Genomic DNA, 14,471 nt, shown 5'->3' with positions numbered 1-14,471 from the left:
GTGGTTTTTCAGGTGTCGGAAATCGGATAGCGGAAATCGTTAACCGGTCACCGGGTACTGGTCACTGAATTCGGGCGTCAGGAGACTGGGAGCGGGGATCGCACCCAAGATTATACTAAGCTTCTAATTACCTGTAATATCTTCTCGGTTGCGTCAGGTTTTCCTGCGTTTTTGCTGGCCACGGCCATTTGCTTTCTCCTGTTTTCAGCAAAAAGAATTCCTTGAACAGATTTTAGGAGTATTTGTCCCGTGAGAGCCTTATCTAAAATCATTTCCGCAGCACCTGCATGGACCAGGGCCCTGGCATTGTATTCCTGGTGGTTTTCCGCAGCAAAAGGGTAAGGTATTAAAACGGCCGGTACTCCTTTGGCCGTCATCTCCGCCAGGAAAGTAGCCCCCGCCCTGGTGACACACAAGTCGGCACAGGCCAGGGCATACTCCATTTGGGAAAGATAGGGTCTTATAGTAATATTTCCACAATTCGCCAGGTCTATACCTGCCGCGGCCAGGTCTCTCTTGAATTCCTCGTAACCGCTTTGGCCGGTGATATGGATAACCTGAACCCTGGAGTCGGAGGCTAACCTCTTTAACACATACACAAAAGCCTGATTAATACTTTTGGCCCCCCTGGACCCTCCTACTCCCAGGAGCGTCAGCTTATGGGGGGAAAAGTTAAAATACTTCAAGCCTTCTTCCCGTGTAGTCTGTAAAATCACGGGCCTCACGGGCAGCCCCGTGAGATTTAGTTTGCTCTTCACCTTGGGCGGAAAAGCTTTCTCCGATTCGGGAAAGGTGAGAAGAATTCTTTCCACCCAGCGGGACAAAAATTTATTGGTTAACCCCGGCAGGGCATTCTGCTCATGGATGACAGTGGGGATACCTTGCCTGGCGGCAGACCATACTACGGGGAGGCAAACATACCCTCCCGTCCCTATCACTATCTGCGGCGAAAACTCACGAATGATGCGGGCGGCCTGGCGTGTCCCCAGTAACGCTTTCCAGCCTGCTTTGAAGACTTGAAACGACAGCTGGCGCCGCCAGCCTTCCACATCCACTGTTTTAAAAGCCAGTCCTGTTTCCGGGACGATCTTGCTTTCTAAACCTTCTTTCGTCCCCACAAAAAGGATTTCCGTTTTGGGCCATTCTTTTAAAATGGCCTGACCGATGGCAATAGCCGGATAAATATGACCACCCGTACCCCCGCCCGTTAAAATGACACGCATGTAGCTCACTCCGTTCGAGTTGGTAGTTGTTAGTCACTATACCACCTAATATAATATGCTAACAACTACCAACTATCAACTAACAACTAAATTAAAAAGCCCAGGGCCTAAGCCCTGGTTCATGGACTGTTGCTGTAGCGTGAGATATTTAAGAGAATACCGATCCCCACCATGGAGAATAAGAGTGAGGAACCACCGTAACTGATAAAGGGTAAACTGATCCCTGTTACGGGCAAAAGCCCTGTGACTACGCCCATATTCATAAAGGCCTGGGACACAATCATCGTCGTGATCCCCACCGCTAAGAAACTGCCAAAAGCATCGGGGCAGGTCAGGGCAATCCTGTATCCCCGCCAGGCCAGGAGGAAAAAGAGCAGGATAACAAAAAAGGCACCGACAAAGCCCAGTTCTTCTCCCAGAATAGCAAAAATGAAGTCTGTGTGCTGCTCAGGCAAAAAATCCAGTTTTTGCCTGCTGTTACCTAAGCCCATACCAAATAAACCACCGGAACCCAGGGCATAAAGAGAGTTGACGGTTTGATACCCTTCCTTGGAGGCGTGAGCCCAGGGATCTAAATAGCCTATAATACGGTTTAAACGGTAAGGTTCCTGGATAATCAGGGCGGCTACCCCCACTACACCGCAGAAACCTAAGAATAACAAATGAGCCCAGCGTGTCCCGGCAGCAAAAAGCATGACTACTGTGGTTCCGGCGATGGCCACGGTGGTGCCCAGGTCAGGCTCCAGCATAATCAAACCACCTACCAGGCCGATTAATAAAAGGTAGGGACCAAGCCCCAGCATGAAGTTTTTAATCCGAGGCCCAATTCTGCTCAATCCTTTGGCCACGAACATAACCATACAGAGTTTCATAATTTCCGAGGGCTGAAGGTTGGTAAAGCCCAAGTTAATCCAGCGCCGGGAACCTTTGACCTCTACGCCCACGTGGGGAATGAGTACAAGAACCAGCAGAATAAGTGTCACGACAAAAGCCAGATTGATCAATGGTTTTAAGCGAAAATAATCGATTTTCATCATAATAATCATGGCGATAACACCGATAATTCCCCAGGTCATCTGCTTCCGCACATAAAAATAGGGATCCTTTTCCAGCGTATCGTAATAACTGGCACTGAAAACCATGATAATCCCCAGGGCCAAAAGCAGCATAACGGTAAAAAATATGATGATGTCCGGCGAGCCCTTCTTAAAACCCATAGCAATCCTCCCACTCCTGTCTTCGGAGCATTACTTTCAGACGCTTACCGTTTACCGATATCCGCTATCGGATAGTGCTTAATTAGTAATAGGCTTTTCAGTTAGCGCTTACCCGGTTTCCTTCACTGGTCACCGGACTTTGATCGCCAATGTTTAGCTAAGCGGAGGTCGGAAAGCGGATGTCGGAAGTCGTTAGTCGTTTTTCGCCAGCTCATGCACTAATTCTTTAAACACTTCTCCCCGGTGTTCATAACTTCTAAACATGTCAAAACTGGCACAAGCCGGTGAAAGTAAAACGATATCGCCTTGATTTGCCAAATCCCGGGCTTTATATACTGCATCTTTAAAAGTTTCCACCCGGTAATAGTTGTAGTAACCGGTTTTCTTCACGGCTTCCTCAATCTCGCCCGCAGCCTGGCCCACCAGGACAAGGGCTTTGACTCTATCTTTGATCATTTCCGCAAAGGAGGTAAAATCACTGCCCTTGCTTTTTCCCCCCGCTATCAAAATGATAGGGTCGGGATAGGCCTCCAGCGCTTTAATAGAGGCATCGGGATTTGTCCCCTTGGAGTCATTGATGTATCTCACGCCATCAATGTTTAAAACCGGTTCTAGCCTGTGAGGCACCCCCGGGAAGGTACGCAGGCTCCTCTCCAGGCTTTCCGCGGAAACTCCCATGAGCCACCCTGCCCCCACTGCTGCCAGAGCATTTTCCAGGTTGTGACTGCCTTTGATGAAGATTTCTTCCGGTTTGATTACCGGTACAGTCTTACCCTCAAGTTTTACCACCAGGTAGCCGTTTTCCACACAGATACCCTCTTCTAAGATATGCTTGCGGCTGAAGAATAGAACTTTCGCCTTGGCTAGACCCGCCAAAGCCCGGGTCTCCCGGTCATCCCCGTTAAGAATGAGCCAGTCCTTTTCATCCTGGCGGGCAAATATCTTGGCCTTAGCTTTGATGTAGCCTTCTAAGGAGCCGTGCCAGTCGATGTGGTCGGGTGTGATGTTTAAAATCAGGGAGATAAAAGGTTTAAAGGATTCTGTGGTTTCCAATTGAAAACTGGAGGCTTCCAGGATTGCCACATCCTGAGGTTGAAGCTGTTCGGCTTCGCTGATAAAAGGAACGCCGATGTTTCCCCCCACAAAAGTCTTAAAACCGGCATCTTCCATGATCTGCCCAATGAGAGCAGTAGTGGTAGTTTTCCCGTTGGTCCCTGTCACCACAACCATTGGCGCTTTAGTAAAGCGGGAGGCCAGTTCCATTTCACTCCATACCGGGATGTTCCTCTCCCTGGCTTCAGCCACAGGGGGAATGGTCAGGGGTACACCGGGGCTCACGATCACCAAATCCGGCTGCAATCCGGCAATATCCCCATGGGCTCCCAATAAGAGTGTTATACCCATCTTCTCCAGGTTATGTAAACTTCTTTCCTCTAAATTTTCCCGGGTCTTAATATCATTTAAATAGACACGGGACCCGTGGGATGCCAGAAACTGGGCGGCAGCCATACCGCTCTTACCGGCCCCGATGACCACAACGACTTTTCCTTTTACTTCCATACCACAATCTCCTTTTTTAATACTCGCGATCAGAGTCCAGTGTCCAGTGTCCGGTTAATTCACTGGTCACAGGTCACGGGTCACTGGTCACTGATTTCGGTCACTGGTCACTCAATGAATCCTGCTTTAAAGCACCATGGCTACTGCTATACTTGCAAAAAGCGCCGCTCCTGTCCAGAAGACCAGGACAACGCTCTGTTCAGACCAGCCCGATAGTTCAAAGTGATGATGTAAGGGACTCATACGAAAGACCCTCTTACCCGTAAGCCTAAAGGATATGACCTGGATAATCACGGAGAGGGTTTCTAAAACGTAAATCCCTCCCAGTAAGGGGAGAAGAAGCTCTGTCTTCGTAACCACCGCCAAAGCGCCAATGGCTCCGCCTAAAGCCAGGGATCCCGTGTCGCCCATGAACACCCGGGCCGGGTGGATATTAAAAAAGAGAAATCCCAGACACGTTCCTACCAGGGCTCCGCTAAATACGCTCAAATCTACTAAACCCCAGGCTTCTGTAATCAACAGGTAAGCCAGGGCGGAAAACAGTGTAACACCCGCCGCCAGGCCGTCCAATCCATCGGTCAGGTTTACGGCATTACTGGCGCTTACCACCACAAAGATGGCAAAAGGGATATATAACCAGCTCAGAGAGAAGCTTAAAGCAGTGCCGGGAATGAGGACTTCTGTTCCTCTCCCCAGGTTCACCATGGCTGCATAAGCCAGAAGACCGGCTAAAATGATTTGCCCTAAAAGCTTTTCCCTGGCTTTTAATCCCAGGGGCCTTTTCATTACAACCTTAATAAAATCATCTAAAAAACCGATGATACCAAAACCTAAGGTTACCAAAAGCATAATGGCGATCTCTGTGGTAAGGCCGCGGACCAGGAGGGTTCCCAGGGTTAAACTCAGAAAAAACATGATACCGCCCATGGTTGGGGTACCGGCTTTTTGTAAGTGCCCTTTAGGTCCATCCGTACGTATATGCTGTCCAAATTTAAGCCGTCGTAAAAAAGGAATTAAGAGAGGGCCACTTACCAGACAGGTGGCACTCGCAATGATACCTGCCATCAAAACGTCCTGCACAAAAATAACCTCCTCGAGATCTAACCCCCATCGCCCACACAGAGCGCTTACATTACTGAAGGGCCTGGCCTTCCAGGATACCTGCCACTATTTCCTCCATTCTGACAGCCCGGGAGCCTTTGATTAAAACAACATCACCTGTTTTTAATATATCCCTTAAGTAGGATAATGCTTCGGCGTTATTCTGGCAAGTCTTTATTTTATCCGGGTTCATCCCCGCCTCTTGAGCCCCCCGGGCGATCATGGAACCCAGGGAACCTACGGTAATAAGATATGCAACGTCCAACTCATTTGCCCTATGGCCTACCCGGAGATGTCCTTCTTCCGCATAATCACCTAATTCATACATATCCCCCAGTACGGCGATGGCCCGGCCATTTCCCGCGGCAGATTTTAATACTTCTAAAGCGGCTGCCATAGAACTGGGATTGGCATTATAAGCGTCGTTAATTACCTGTATGCCTTTTTCTGGAATATTGATAAATTCTAAACGCATATGGCTTAACCTGGTATTTTCCAGGCCCTCTTTAATTTCCTGCCAGGAAAGACCTAACTGCCGGGCAATGCCCGCGGCAGCCAGGGAATTAAGTACATTGTGCTTGCCGGGAACAGGCAGAGTCACATCTACGCCGGGCCCTTCCTGGGTATGAATCGTAAACTTAATACCGTCTTTACCCAGGTTCTCCATACTATCCCCCCAGATATGACAGGCAGGATCAAGCCCGTACCATAAGAGCGGGCTCCTGACATTGGTTAGCCACGGCTTAAGAATCTCTTTATCATCAATGTTCAGCATCATTCCCCCCTGGGCGGGAATGTGGGATATGAGCTCCGCTTTGGCCTGGGCAATTTTCTCCTGGGTACCCAAAAGTTCCTGATGGGTATGACCGATATTTGTAATAATACCGTGGGTAGGCTCACTGATGCAGCAAAGAAAATCTATCTCCCCCAAACCACGCATGCCCATTTCAATCACCATAGCCCAGTGGGACGGCTCAAGGGATAAAATGGTAAGGGGTAAACCTAATTCATTATTATAATTTCCTGCTGTTTTCAGCACTTCCCCCTTTTGTGCCAGGACAGAAGCCACCATATCTTTGGTGGTTGTCTTACCTGTGCTTCCGGTAACGCCCACAACCGGCCCGTCAAAAGCCTTGCGCACATGTACGGCTAACTGCTGCAGTGCTTTTACCGTATTTTCCACCTGGATCAGGGGAAATTCAGGATCGTTGAAATCTCTCGGCCGGTAATTCACAACGGCACCTGCCGCACCTTGCTCCCTGGCCTGGGCAAGAAAGTTGTGTCCGTCCACCTTTTCCCCTTTCAGGGCAAAAAACAACTCACCTTGCTTTAATTTTCGTGTATCAATACTGGCTCCCCTGGGTTCTACGGACTGGTTACCGCCCAGGGGCACCCCCTTTACTATCTTAGCGATTTTCGCCAAGGATAATCCATACATCCCTCAAGCCTCCCTTTATTTCTTTGCGCCCCATCCTTTAGCCCTTAATGCCTCTCGTGCCACCTCACGATCATCAAAAGGAAATACTTCCTTACCAATAATCTGGTAATCTTCATGGCCTTTGCCGGCAATGACGATTACATCTTTGGTCCGGGCTTCACCAATGGCCTGGTAGATGGCTTCTCTACGGTCAGGGATTTCCAGGAATTCACCGGGTTGCACCACTTTTAAAATCCCGGGCACGATATCATCAATAATGGCCTGGGGATCTTCCGTGCGGGGATTGTCGGAGGTAACAATACATAAATCTGAAAGCCTGGCGGCTACCTCACCCATAATGGGTCGTTTCGTCCTGTCCCTGTCTCCACCGCAGCCAAAAACAGTTAATATACGTCCTTCCGCAAATTCCCGGGCCGTCTGCAGGCAGTTTTCCAGGCTGTCAGGTGTATGGGAATAATCAACAATAACTGTGAAATTTTGTCCCTCATCCACAGTCTCAAAACGCCCGGGAATACCCGGTATTCTCTCTAAACTGGCGATAATCTGTGTGATGGGAATCCCCTCCACCAAACCTACGGCAATGGCGGCCAAAGAGTTATACACATTAAAGATTCCTGTCAGCCTTAATTTTACCGGAAGCCGCTGGTCGGTATAACGTAGGAAATAACTTACCCCCTGGGCAGTTACTTTAACCTCCTCAGCCGTCACATCGGCCGGTGTTTTGACACCGTAGGTAATGACCGGCGATCTGGACATTTCCATCAAAAAACCTGCCTGGGGGTCATCATGGTTAATGATCGCAAACTTTCGTCTCTCCTTCTGGGATTTAACCCCCAAACCACTAAAAAGTTTACCTTTGGCTTCCAGGTATTTTTCCATGGAACCGTGAAAATCCAAATGATCCTGGGTAAGATTGGTAAAGACAGCCACATCATACTCGGTACCACGGACCCGGTGAAGTTCCAGGGCATGGGAACTGACTTCCATCACCACATAACTTACGCCTTTATTCAGCATCTCCCTGAATAACTTTTGTAAATCCGGTGCTTCCGGCGTGGTGTGATGAACAGGTATGATTTCCTCGCCGATCCGGTTATGGATGGTACCGATTAAACCTACCTTTTCCCCGGCATCCGATAAAACAGCCCTGATTAAATTGGTGGTGGTGGTTTTCCCGTTTGTCCCGGTGACACCGATGACGTTCATACTTCTGCTGGGGAAACCATAGAGAGCGCTGCTTAAATCGGCCATGGCTTTACGGGTATCCGCCACCAACACCCAGGGATACTCGTCGGACCGGTATGCCTCATCCTGTATCATCACGGACGCTGCTCCCTTTTTAAGAGCATCGCCGATAAATTTGTGCCCATCGACTTTAAAACCGGGAACGGCCACAAAGAGAGAGCCGGGTCCGGCCTCCCGGGAGTCGTAGCTAATATCTGTAATTTCACCTTTGCTTTCTCCCCCCTGGGCTAAAACCTCTGTATATTTGATAAGATCCGTTAACTTCACAGTTCAACACCCCTCTCTGGTAAATTATTCCTACAAGTCTAGTATTACCCGCCGTGCCGTAACGTAAGCAGCAACTGATCTACGCTTCCCGCTTCCCGATATTCGACGTCTTTTTTTGCGAATACGGCTTCGCCTCCCGATATCCGATATCCGATTTCCGTGTTTAGTTGCTTCCTAGTCCACATTCTAGTACAGCATTGTCGGAATTCGGCAGTCGGAGAACGGAAGTCGGTAATCGGTAGTCGGATAACAGAAGTCGTTAGCAGTGACGGTTCGGAGTGGATGTTTTTCGCTAAAAGAAAGACCGCTCTTAGCGGCAAGTTTTCTACTAAGTTGAATATCATAAAAATCGGAAGTCGGAAAACGGTAAGCGGAAAGCGTACAGGTTACGGTCCCGCAGGTACAATGGTTGTTTGAGATTGGGGCTCCATCACCACAGTGATGGTGCTGCCTATGGCAATTTGCATTCCCGGTTCAGGTTCCTGGCGAATCACGACCCCGCTCCCTTGAACTTCCAGGTTAAAGTTTAACAGCTTAACAATTTCTTTGGCCTCCGCCAGATTCTTCCCCGTTAAATCGGGCACCGCCACGGTTTCCGGCTGGCCTTGGTGCGCCGGCACACTGGTATAGAGAATTACCTTCCCGCCCTCCGGTAGCTCGCTGCCTGGCAGCGGAAGCTGGGCCTTGACCTTGGTCCCATCGCCGTAGATATCAAGTTTTAACTTTAATTTTTCCAGGGAGTTGCGGGCCTCCTTGATCTCCATCCCCGTCAAATTGGGAACACGTACTGTTTTCTGGTTATTTTGGGTTAATTTTTCCGGTTCCACCTGGACGGGAACTTGCAGGTAACGCAACGTATCCCGCACAATATTCTTGAAGACAGGGGCAGCCACCTGACCACCGTAATAGATACCTTGCGGAGAATCCACAATGACTAAAACCACTACACGGGGGTCATTTACCGGGGCCACGCCCATAAAAGAACCGATAAACTCGGTGCTGGAATACCCGCCTCCGGGGATAATCTTTTGCGCTGTTCCTGTTTTACCGCCGGCTCTATACCCTTCGATATAAGCGTTTTTGCCGGTACCCTGGCTCACCACTGTTTCCAGTATTTCCAGGAGCATACGGGAAGTTTCCGGGGAAATAACCTGCCTGACTTTTTCAGGTTCAATGGTCTTAACCAGGTTGCCATCTTTATCTCGAATCTCTTTAACAAGCTGAGGTTTCATAAGCCAGCCGTCATTGGAGATAGCGGCAAAGGCTGTAATTAACTGAATAGGTGTTACGGCATTGGCCTGCCCTATGGACATGGTAGCCAGGTCTATATCCTTGGCCCGTTCTTTGGGAACAAGAATACCTGTAGCCTCTCCGGGCAGCTCAATATTGGTCTTCTTCCCAAACCCAAAGCCATACAGGTAACGATAAAAAACATCTTTACCTTCTCTTAGTCCTACTGTAACAAAGACTGGGTTACAGGAATTCTGTACCCCTTCCACAAAACTCTGACTGCCGTGGGGGCGTCCCCTCCGCCAGCAGTTGACCGTTTCTTTTCCCACTTTAATAAATCCCGGGTCATAAAACCTGTCCGTCGGTTTTACCACACCTTCGTCCAAGGCCCCGGCGGCTGTAACTGTCTTAAAGGTTGAACCCGGTTCATAGGCATCGGAAATAAGAAAATTTCGCCAGACAGAGGCATCGTATTCTTTGTATTTATTAGGTTCAAAAGCAGGCCGCGCCGCCATGGCCAGGATGCGCCCGGTTTTGGGGTCCATGACAATAGCCCCTGCCCTCTTCGGATTTCTCAATTTCATAGTGGCATCCAGTTCCCGCTCCACGATGTACTGGATGGTTTCATCAATAGTCAGGTAGATACTGTTACCGTCCTGGGGCGGGACATATTTGTGCAGGGCATCGGGGATCTCCTGGCCTTTGGCATCGTATTCCACCATAATCGTGCCCGGCATACCGCTCAAAATTTTGTCGTAAGTGATTTCGATACCGTTCAGCCCCTGATTGTCAATACCGGCAAATCCCAGGACATGGGCGGCCAGCGGTCCCTTAGGGTAAAACCTTTCAGGCTCTTCCACAAAGTTGATTCCTTCCAAATTCAAAGCTTTTAAGGCCTTGGCCTTCTCATCGGGAACATGACGCTGGATCCAGACAAAAGCCTGGCGCTTGGTAATCAATTCTTTGACCTTGGCCTGGTCCATGCCCAGTATCTGGGATATCTTGGCAGCTGTTTCGTCGACTTTGTTGGCTTTTCTCACCTGGGCAGGTATGGCATAAAAAGAATCTGTACTAACACTAATAGCTAAGGGTTTTCCCTTAGCATCATAAATAACCCCTCTTTTCGCTTTAACCTCCACATTGCGGAAACGCGCATCAAAGGCTTTTTGCTGTAATTCTTGCCCCATGATAAACTGCACCCAAATCAGGCGTAAGGACAAGATAAACAGAAGGCTCATGGAACCCAAGAATATAATGCCAATCCTTTTACGGATGGTGACTGTACTGGACAACTTCCTCACTCCATATGCTGTCTTACCCTTTTCCTATTCCAGCCTTCTCTGATATGACCTTTGTAATGGCCGTAATGATACCGTCCTGAGAAGTATTTGCGGGATTTTGAGCGGGCATTTCTCTTACTGTCTGGGAAGCCGGTACTGACGTATTGGTGGTAGTGGCTTTGATGGCCAGATACTCTACTCCGGGATTCTTAATCATACCCATCTGAGTAGTAGCTACTTTCTCAATACGATCCAGAGACTTAAGCCTTGCTATCTCTAATTTTAACTTTTCATTCTGCACTTGCATAGCCGCAATATCCTTTTTACCCTGACTTATTTGCCAGTTGAGATGGGCTATCCGTGCTTTCAGATAGGTGTAGGACAGACCGGTGAAAAACATGATACCAATAAGAGAAATCCCCAAAACTACAACTAAGAGGGGAGAAGGACGTTTTTTAATCCTGACTTTTGTTTGTTTCTGTTGCTCAAATTTTTCCCGGTAATAAGGCTGGTAAGCATAATCAGATCCGACAGCCCGTTTGGTCGCTAGTATCAAGGGTATTCACCTTCTCTCTCCTTTAGAACTTATGAAAGCTTCTCCACCACCCGTAATTTTGCACTGCGTGCCCGGGGGTTGTCTCTTAGTTCTCTTTCACCGGGTAAAACCGGTTTGCCGGTAAGAATTTTCACTTTAGGTTTGTTATTACACACACAGACAGGCAGCTCTTTGGGACAGATACAACCCCTGGCCAATTCTTTGAAAGTATCTTTGGTAATCCTATCCTCCAGGGAATGAAAAGTGATGACGGCCATTCTTCCCCCAGGCTTAAGCCGCTCTATTCCCCCGGCAAAAGCCCCGGGGAGGATGTCCAGTTCCCTGTTGACAGCTATCCGTAAAGCCTGAAAAGTACGTTTAGCGGGATGAGGCCCTTCACGCCTGGCCCCACTGGGTATGGCCTTTTTGATAACCTCTACCAGCTCCCCGGTGGTTTCTAGCGGCTTTATCTCCCGTTCCTTGACAATGAATTGCGCGATCCGTCTAGCCCAGCGTTCTTCCCCGTACTCTTTAATAATTTCACTTAACTCCTCCAGGGAAGCCTTATTCACCAGGTCATAGGCACTGCCCGGTTTCGTTCTGTCCATCCGCATATCCAGAGGGGCATCATGTTGATAACTGAAGCCCCGTTCTGCTTCGTCCAACTGGTACGAGGACACGCCCAGGTCATAGAGAATACCATCTACGCCGTCTACGGCTATTTCCCGGAGCACCTCCTGGAGATGGACAAAGTTGCGGTGGACAATGATAAAAGTATCTTTACCAAAGGGTTCCAATTTTTTTTCAGCCGCTTTGATGGCGTCCAGGTCCTGGTCCAGAGCAATTAATTTTCCCCCCGGCAGGATTCTTTTGAGAATTTCACTGCTGTGCCCCCCTCCCCCCAGGGTACAGTCCACTATGATCTTGCCGGGGAGCGGGGCCAAGTAATCCAGTACCTCCTGGAGAAGAACGGGTGTGTGTTGAAAGTTCATTTATTTCACCTCAAAATCCCAGATCCAAATCCACCATCTTCTCCGCCAACTCTTCATAACTCTTTTCTGTTTCACTGCTATAGCCTTCCCAGGCTTCCTTGCTCCATATTTCCAGGCGGGTACCTACACCGATAATCACCACGTCTTTATTAAGACCGGCGTATTCCCGTAAATTGGCACTAATGAGCACACGCCCCTGTTTGTCAACCTCGCATTCGGTAGCTCCCGCAAAGAAAAAACGGGCAAAGGCACGGGCATCTTTATTGGTAAAAGGTAAATTCTTGAGTTTTTCCTCTAATAACTTCCATTCGGTAAGGGGGTAAACAAACAGACAACCATCCAATCCCTTGGTGGTCATAAACCTGTCTCCCAGAGCTTCACGCAGCTTGGCAGGCATGATGAGCCTACCTTTTTCATCAATGGAGTGCTGGTATTCACCTGTGAACAAGTTGTCTCACCCCACATTACCACCACTTTTACCCACAATCAACCACTTTTCACCACTTCATACCACTATATTCTACCCTGGGATAAAATTTCCTTCTCTTTTTCCCGGGGAAACAGAATTTTTTTTACCCCCTCAAACTGTTTTTCCAACATGGACGGATTTGAGTTGTTAAAAATTTGTTAAAGATAAAGGTGTTTACCAGAAATAACTTTACCCCATCCCCAGCACACGTTTACCGTCAGTATTGGTATCTGCAGTAATTGTGAACTTTACTCCTCTATGGAAGTAGTTACTAGTTATTAGTTACTAGTGAATAGAAAGTCAAGATAAAAACCTATTAGCAAAAACTCAATAGTAGCTCACAAAAATAGAAAGGCGATTGAAACCCCAAGTACAATCTAGGGAATTCAATCGCCTAATTTGTGCTATAAATGACTTTTTAAGTGCCTCAATTTATAAAATTAGGTGTTTCCTACTAAGAACTAGTAACTAGTAACTAGCAACTGGCAACTCACGAGAAGTGCAGCGCTTTCCCAAAAACGCTGTGGGCACTTTCCAGCACGGCCTCGGCCAGGGAAGGATGGGCATGTATAGTGTGGCTGATCTGTTCGGTGGTAATCCCCCAGCGAAGGGCAAGGGTCAGCTCTGCCACCAGTTCTGAGGCCTGCGGGCCCAAAAGATGGGCTCCCAGGATTCTACCGTTTTCGCCGGCGATGATTTTCACCACACCCTGGGCTTCTCCCAGGGTCAAAGCCCTGCCGTTGGCCGTAAAGGGAAACTTGCCTACCTTATAGGTCAGCCCCTGTTCTTTTGCTTCTTCCTCAGTGAGCCCCACATAAGCCACTTCTGGGCTTATGTAAACTGCGGCAGGCACCGCCGAGTAATCCATGGCCTGTCTCTTACCGAAGATATTCTCTACAGCTGTTTCAGCCTCAGCAGTTGCCACATGGGCAAGCATCGGTGATTTTACGATATCTCCAATAGCATATACACCAGGAAGATTAGTCTCCAGATAAGGGTTAACCTTGACAAACCTTCCTTCCAATTCCAATCCCAAAGCTTTTGTCTCTACCCCGGACAAAGAGGGAATCCGCCCTGTAGCCACTAACACCTTTTCCGCAGTCAGGGTCTCCACGCCTTTACTTCCTTCCAGGATAAGAGCCAACATGTTATCCTGTTTTTTAATTTCTAACAGCTTAGTAGATACCTTTATATCCAGGCCACTTTTTTTAAGAACAGGCATTAAACGGCGAACAATTTCCACGTCTACACCCGGCAGGACACACGGTAATAATTCTACCACCGTAACTTTACTGCCCAAAGTCTGAAAGATATTGGCAAACTCCAGACCTATTACTCCTCCGCCGATGATCACTAAGGAAGAAGGAAGTTCTTTTAGATCCAGAGCCTCTTTACTGGTCATTACCCCCGGCAGGTCCAGGCCAGGAATAGGCAGTGAGGCAGGTACAGACCCGGTAGCTAAAATTAAACAATCATTCTCTACTTCTTCCCGGGAACCGTCTGCCAACTGTACTGAGACGAGACGAGGGTTCACCACTGTTCCTCGTCCCCGGAGGACATGGACCTTTTGTTTCGCCATGAGCTGTTGGATCCCGCCCACCAGGGTTTCCACCACCTGGTTTTTCCTGGCCACGATAGCTTGGAGGTTAGGCCTATGGGCCGTACATTCCAGGCCAAAATCGGCGACTTCCTGGATCGCCCTCCAGCGGTGGGCACTCTCCACCCACACTTTTGTGGGTATACATCCCCAGTTCAGGCAAGTGCCGCCCAGACGTTCTTTTTCTATGAGCGTGACCTTAGCCCCTTTCTGAGCAGCCCGCAAGGCAGCAGCATAACCTGCCGGTCCTGCCCCCAGTACAGTGATTCTCATACGACAACCCCCTATCTCATTTATAACTTTTATAACTCCTCTTC

General features: G+C 48.6%; 11 protein-coding genes. All 11 read right to left on the bottom strand.

Translation table 11 applies throughout. The annotated features are described in order from the left end of the window. Positions 1-110: 110 nt before the first annotated feature. Complete coding sequence (gene murG, locus BR63_RS02340; RefSeq protein ID WP_034422741.1) at positions 111-1,223, bottom strand: undecaprenyldiphospho-muramoylpentapeptide beta-N-acetylglucosaminyltransferase; 1,113 nt, start codon at positions 1,221-1,223, stop codon at positions 111-113. Positions 1,224-1,342: 119 nt separating this feature from the next. Further along, positions 1,343-2,440 (bottom strand): putative lipid II flippase FtsW, encoded by a 1,098-nt coding sequence (ftsW, locus tag BR63_RS02335; RefSeq protein ID WP_034422739.1) that lies wholly within the window; start codon positions 2,438-2,440, stop codon positions 1,343-1,345. A gap of 192 nt (positions 2,441-2,632) precedes the next feature. Then, positions 2,633-4,000, bottom strand: coding sequence for a UDP-N-acetylmuramoyl-L-alanine--D-glutamate ligase (gene murD / locus BR63_RS02330; protein ID WP_034422738.1), 1,368 nt, complete (start codon positions 3,998-4,000; stop codon positions 2,633-2,635). 126 nt (positions 4,001-4,126) lie between these two features. After that, a complete protein-coding gene (mraY, locus tag BR63_RS02325; protein WP_207724791.1) occupies positions 4,127-5,065 on the bottom strand; it encodes a phospho-N-acetylmuramoyl-pentapeptide-transferase in 939 nt (312 codons plus the stop codon). Between the two features lie 67 nt (positions 5,066-5,132). Continuing rightward, the gene (locus tag BR63_RS02320; RefSeq protein ID WP_034422734.1) at positions 5,133-6,539 is read right to left on the bottom strand and encodes a UDP-N-acetylmuramoyl-tripeptide--D-alanyl-D-alanine ligase; all 1,407 of its coding nucleotides are present in this window, start codon (positions 6,537-6,539) and stop codon (positions 5,133-5,135) included. Between the two features lie 15 nt (positions 6,540-6,554). Beyond that, positions 6,555-8,051 carry a UDP-N-acetylmuramoyl-L-alanyl-D-glutamate--2,6-diaminopimelate ligase gene (locus tag BR63_RS02315; protein ID WP_034422733.1) on the bottom strand — a complete coding sequence of 499 codons (1,497 nt, stop codon included), beginning with the start codon at positions 8,049-8,051 and terminating at the stop codon, positions 6,555-6,557. 386 nt (positions 8,052-8,437) lie between these two features. Continuing rightward, complete coding sequence (locus BR63_RS02310) at positions 8,438-10,582, bottom strand: stage V sporulation protein D (RefSeq protein WP_476718255.1); 2,145 nt, start codon at positions 10,580-10,582, stop codon at positions 8,438-8,440. A gap of 13 nt (positions 10,583-10,595) precedes the next feature. Next, positions 10,596-11,117, bottom strand: a complete 522-nt coding sequence (locus BR63_RS02305) for a septum formation initiator family protein (protein WP_034422730.1) — start codon at positions 11,115-11,117, stop codon at positions 10,596-10,598. 29 nt (positions 11,118-11,146) lie between these two features. Beyond that, a complete protein-coding gene (gene rsmH, locus BR63_RS02300) occupies positions 11,147-12,088 on the bottom strand; it encodes a 16S rRNA (cytosine(1402)-N(4))-methyltransferase RsmH (RefSeq protein ID WP_034422729.1) in 942 nt (313 codons plus the stop codon). Between the two features lie 10 nt (positions 12,089-12,098). After that, on the bottom strand, positions 12,099-12,536 hold the full coding sequence (gene mraZ, locus BR63_RS02295) for a division/cell wall cluster transcriptional repressor MraZ (RefSeq protein WP_034422727.1): 438 nt from the start codon (positions 12,534-12,536) through the stop codon (positions 12,099-12,101). A 511-nt stretch (positions 12,537-13,047) separates the two neighbouring features. Beyond that, positions 13,048-14,427: a dihydrolipoyl dehydrogenase gene (gene lpdA / locus BR63_RS02290; protein ID WP_034422725.1), complete on the bottom strand. Its 1,380-nt coding sequence runs from the start codon at positions 14,425-14,427 to the stop codon at positions 13,048-13,050. Positions 14,428-14,471: the final 44 nt, after the last annotated feature.

It is taken from the genome of Thermanaerosceptrum fracticalcis (genome assembly GCF_000746025.2).
Lineage (GTDB): Bacteria > Bacillota > Peptococcia > DRI-13 > DRI-13 > Thermanaerosceptrum > Thermanaerosceptrum fracticalcis.
This window is presented reverse-complemented; position numbering and strand designations above follow the sequence as displayed.

Excerpts from the sequence above, each read along its gene's own strand:
- rsmH (WP_034422729.1), bottom strand. The coding sequence starts at position 12,088 with ATGAACTTTCAACACACACCCGTTCTTCTCCAGGAGGTACTGGATTAC.
- BR63_RS02320 (WP_034422734.1), bottom strand. The coding sequence starts at position 6,539 with ATGTATGGATTATCCTTGGCGAAAATCGCTAAGATAGTAAAGGGGGTG.
- murG (WP_034422741.1), bottom strand. The coding sequence starts at position 1,223 with ATGCGTGTCATTTTAACGGGCGGGGGTACGGGTGGTCATATTTATCCG.
- lpdA (WP_034422725.1), bottom strand. The coding sequence starts at position 14,427 with ATGAGAATCACTGTACTGGGGGCAGGACCGGCAGGTTATGCTGCTGCC.
- mraY (WP_207724791.1), bottom strand. The coding sequence starts at position 5,065 with ATGGCAGGTATCATTGCGAGTGCCACCTGTCTGGTAAGTGGCCCTCTC.
- ftsW (WP_034422739.1), bottom strand. The coding sequence starts at position 2,440 with ATGGGTTTTAAGAAGGGCTCGCCGGACATCATCATATTTTTTACCGTT.
- murD (WP_034422738.1), bottom strand. The coding sequence starts at position 4,000 with ATGGAAGTAAAAGGAAAAGTCGTTGTGGTCATCGGGGCCGGTAAGAGC.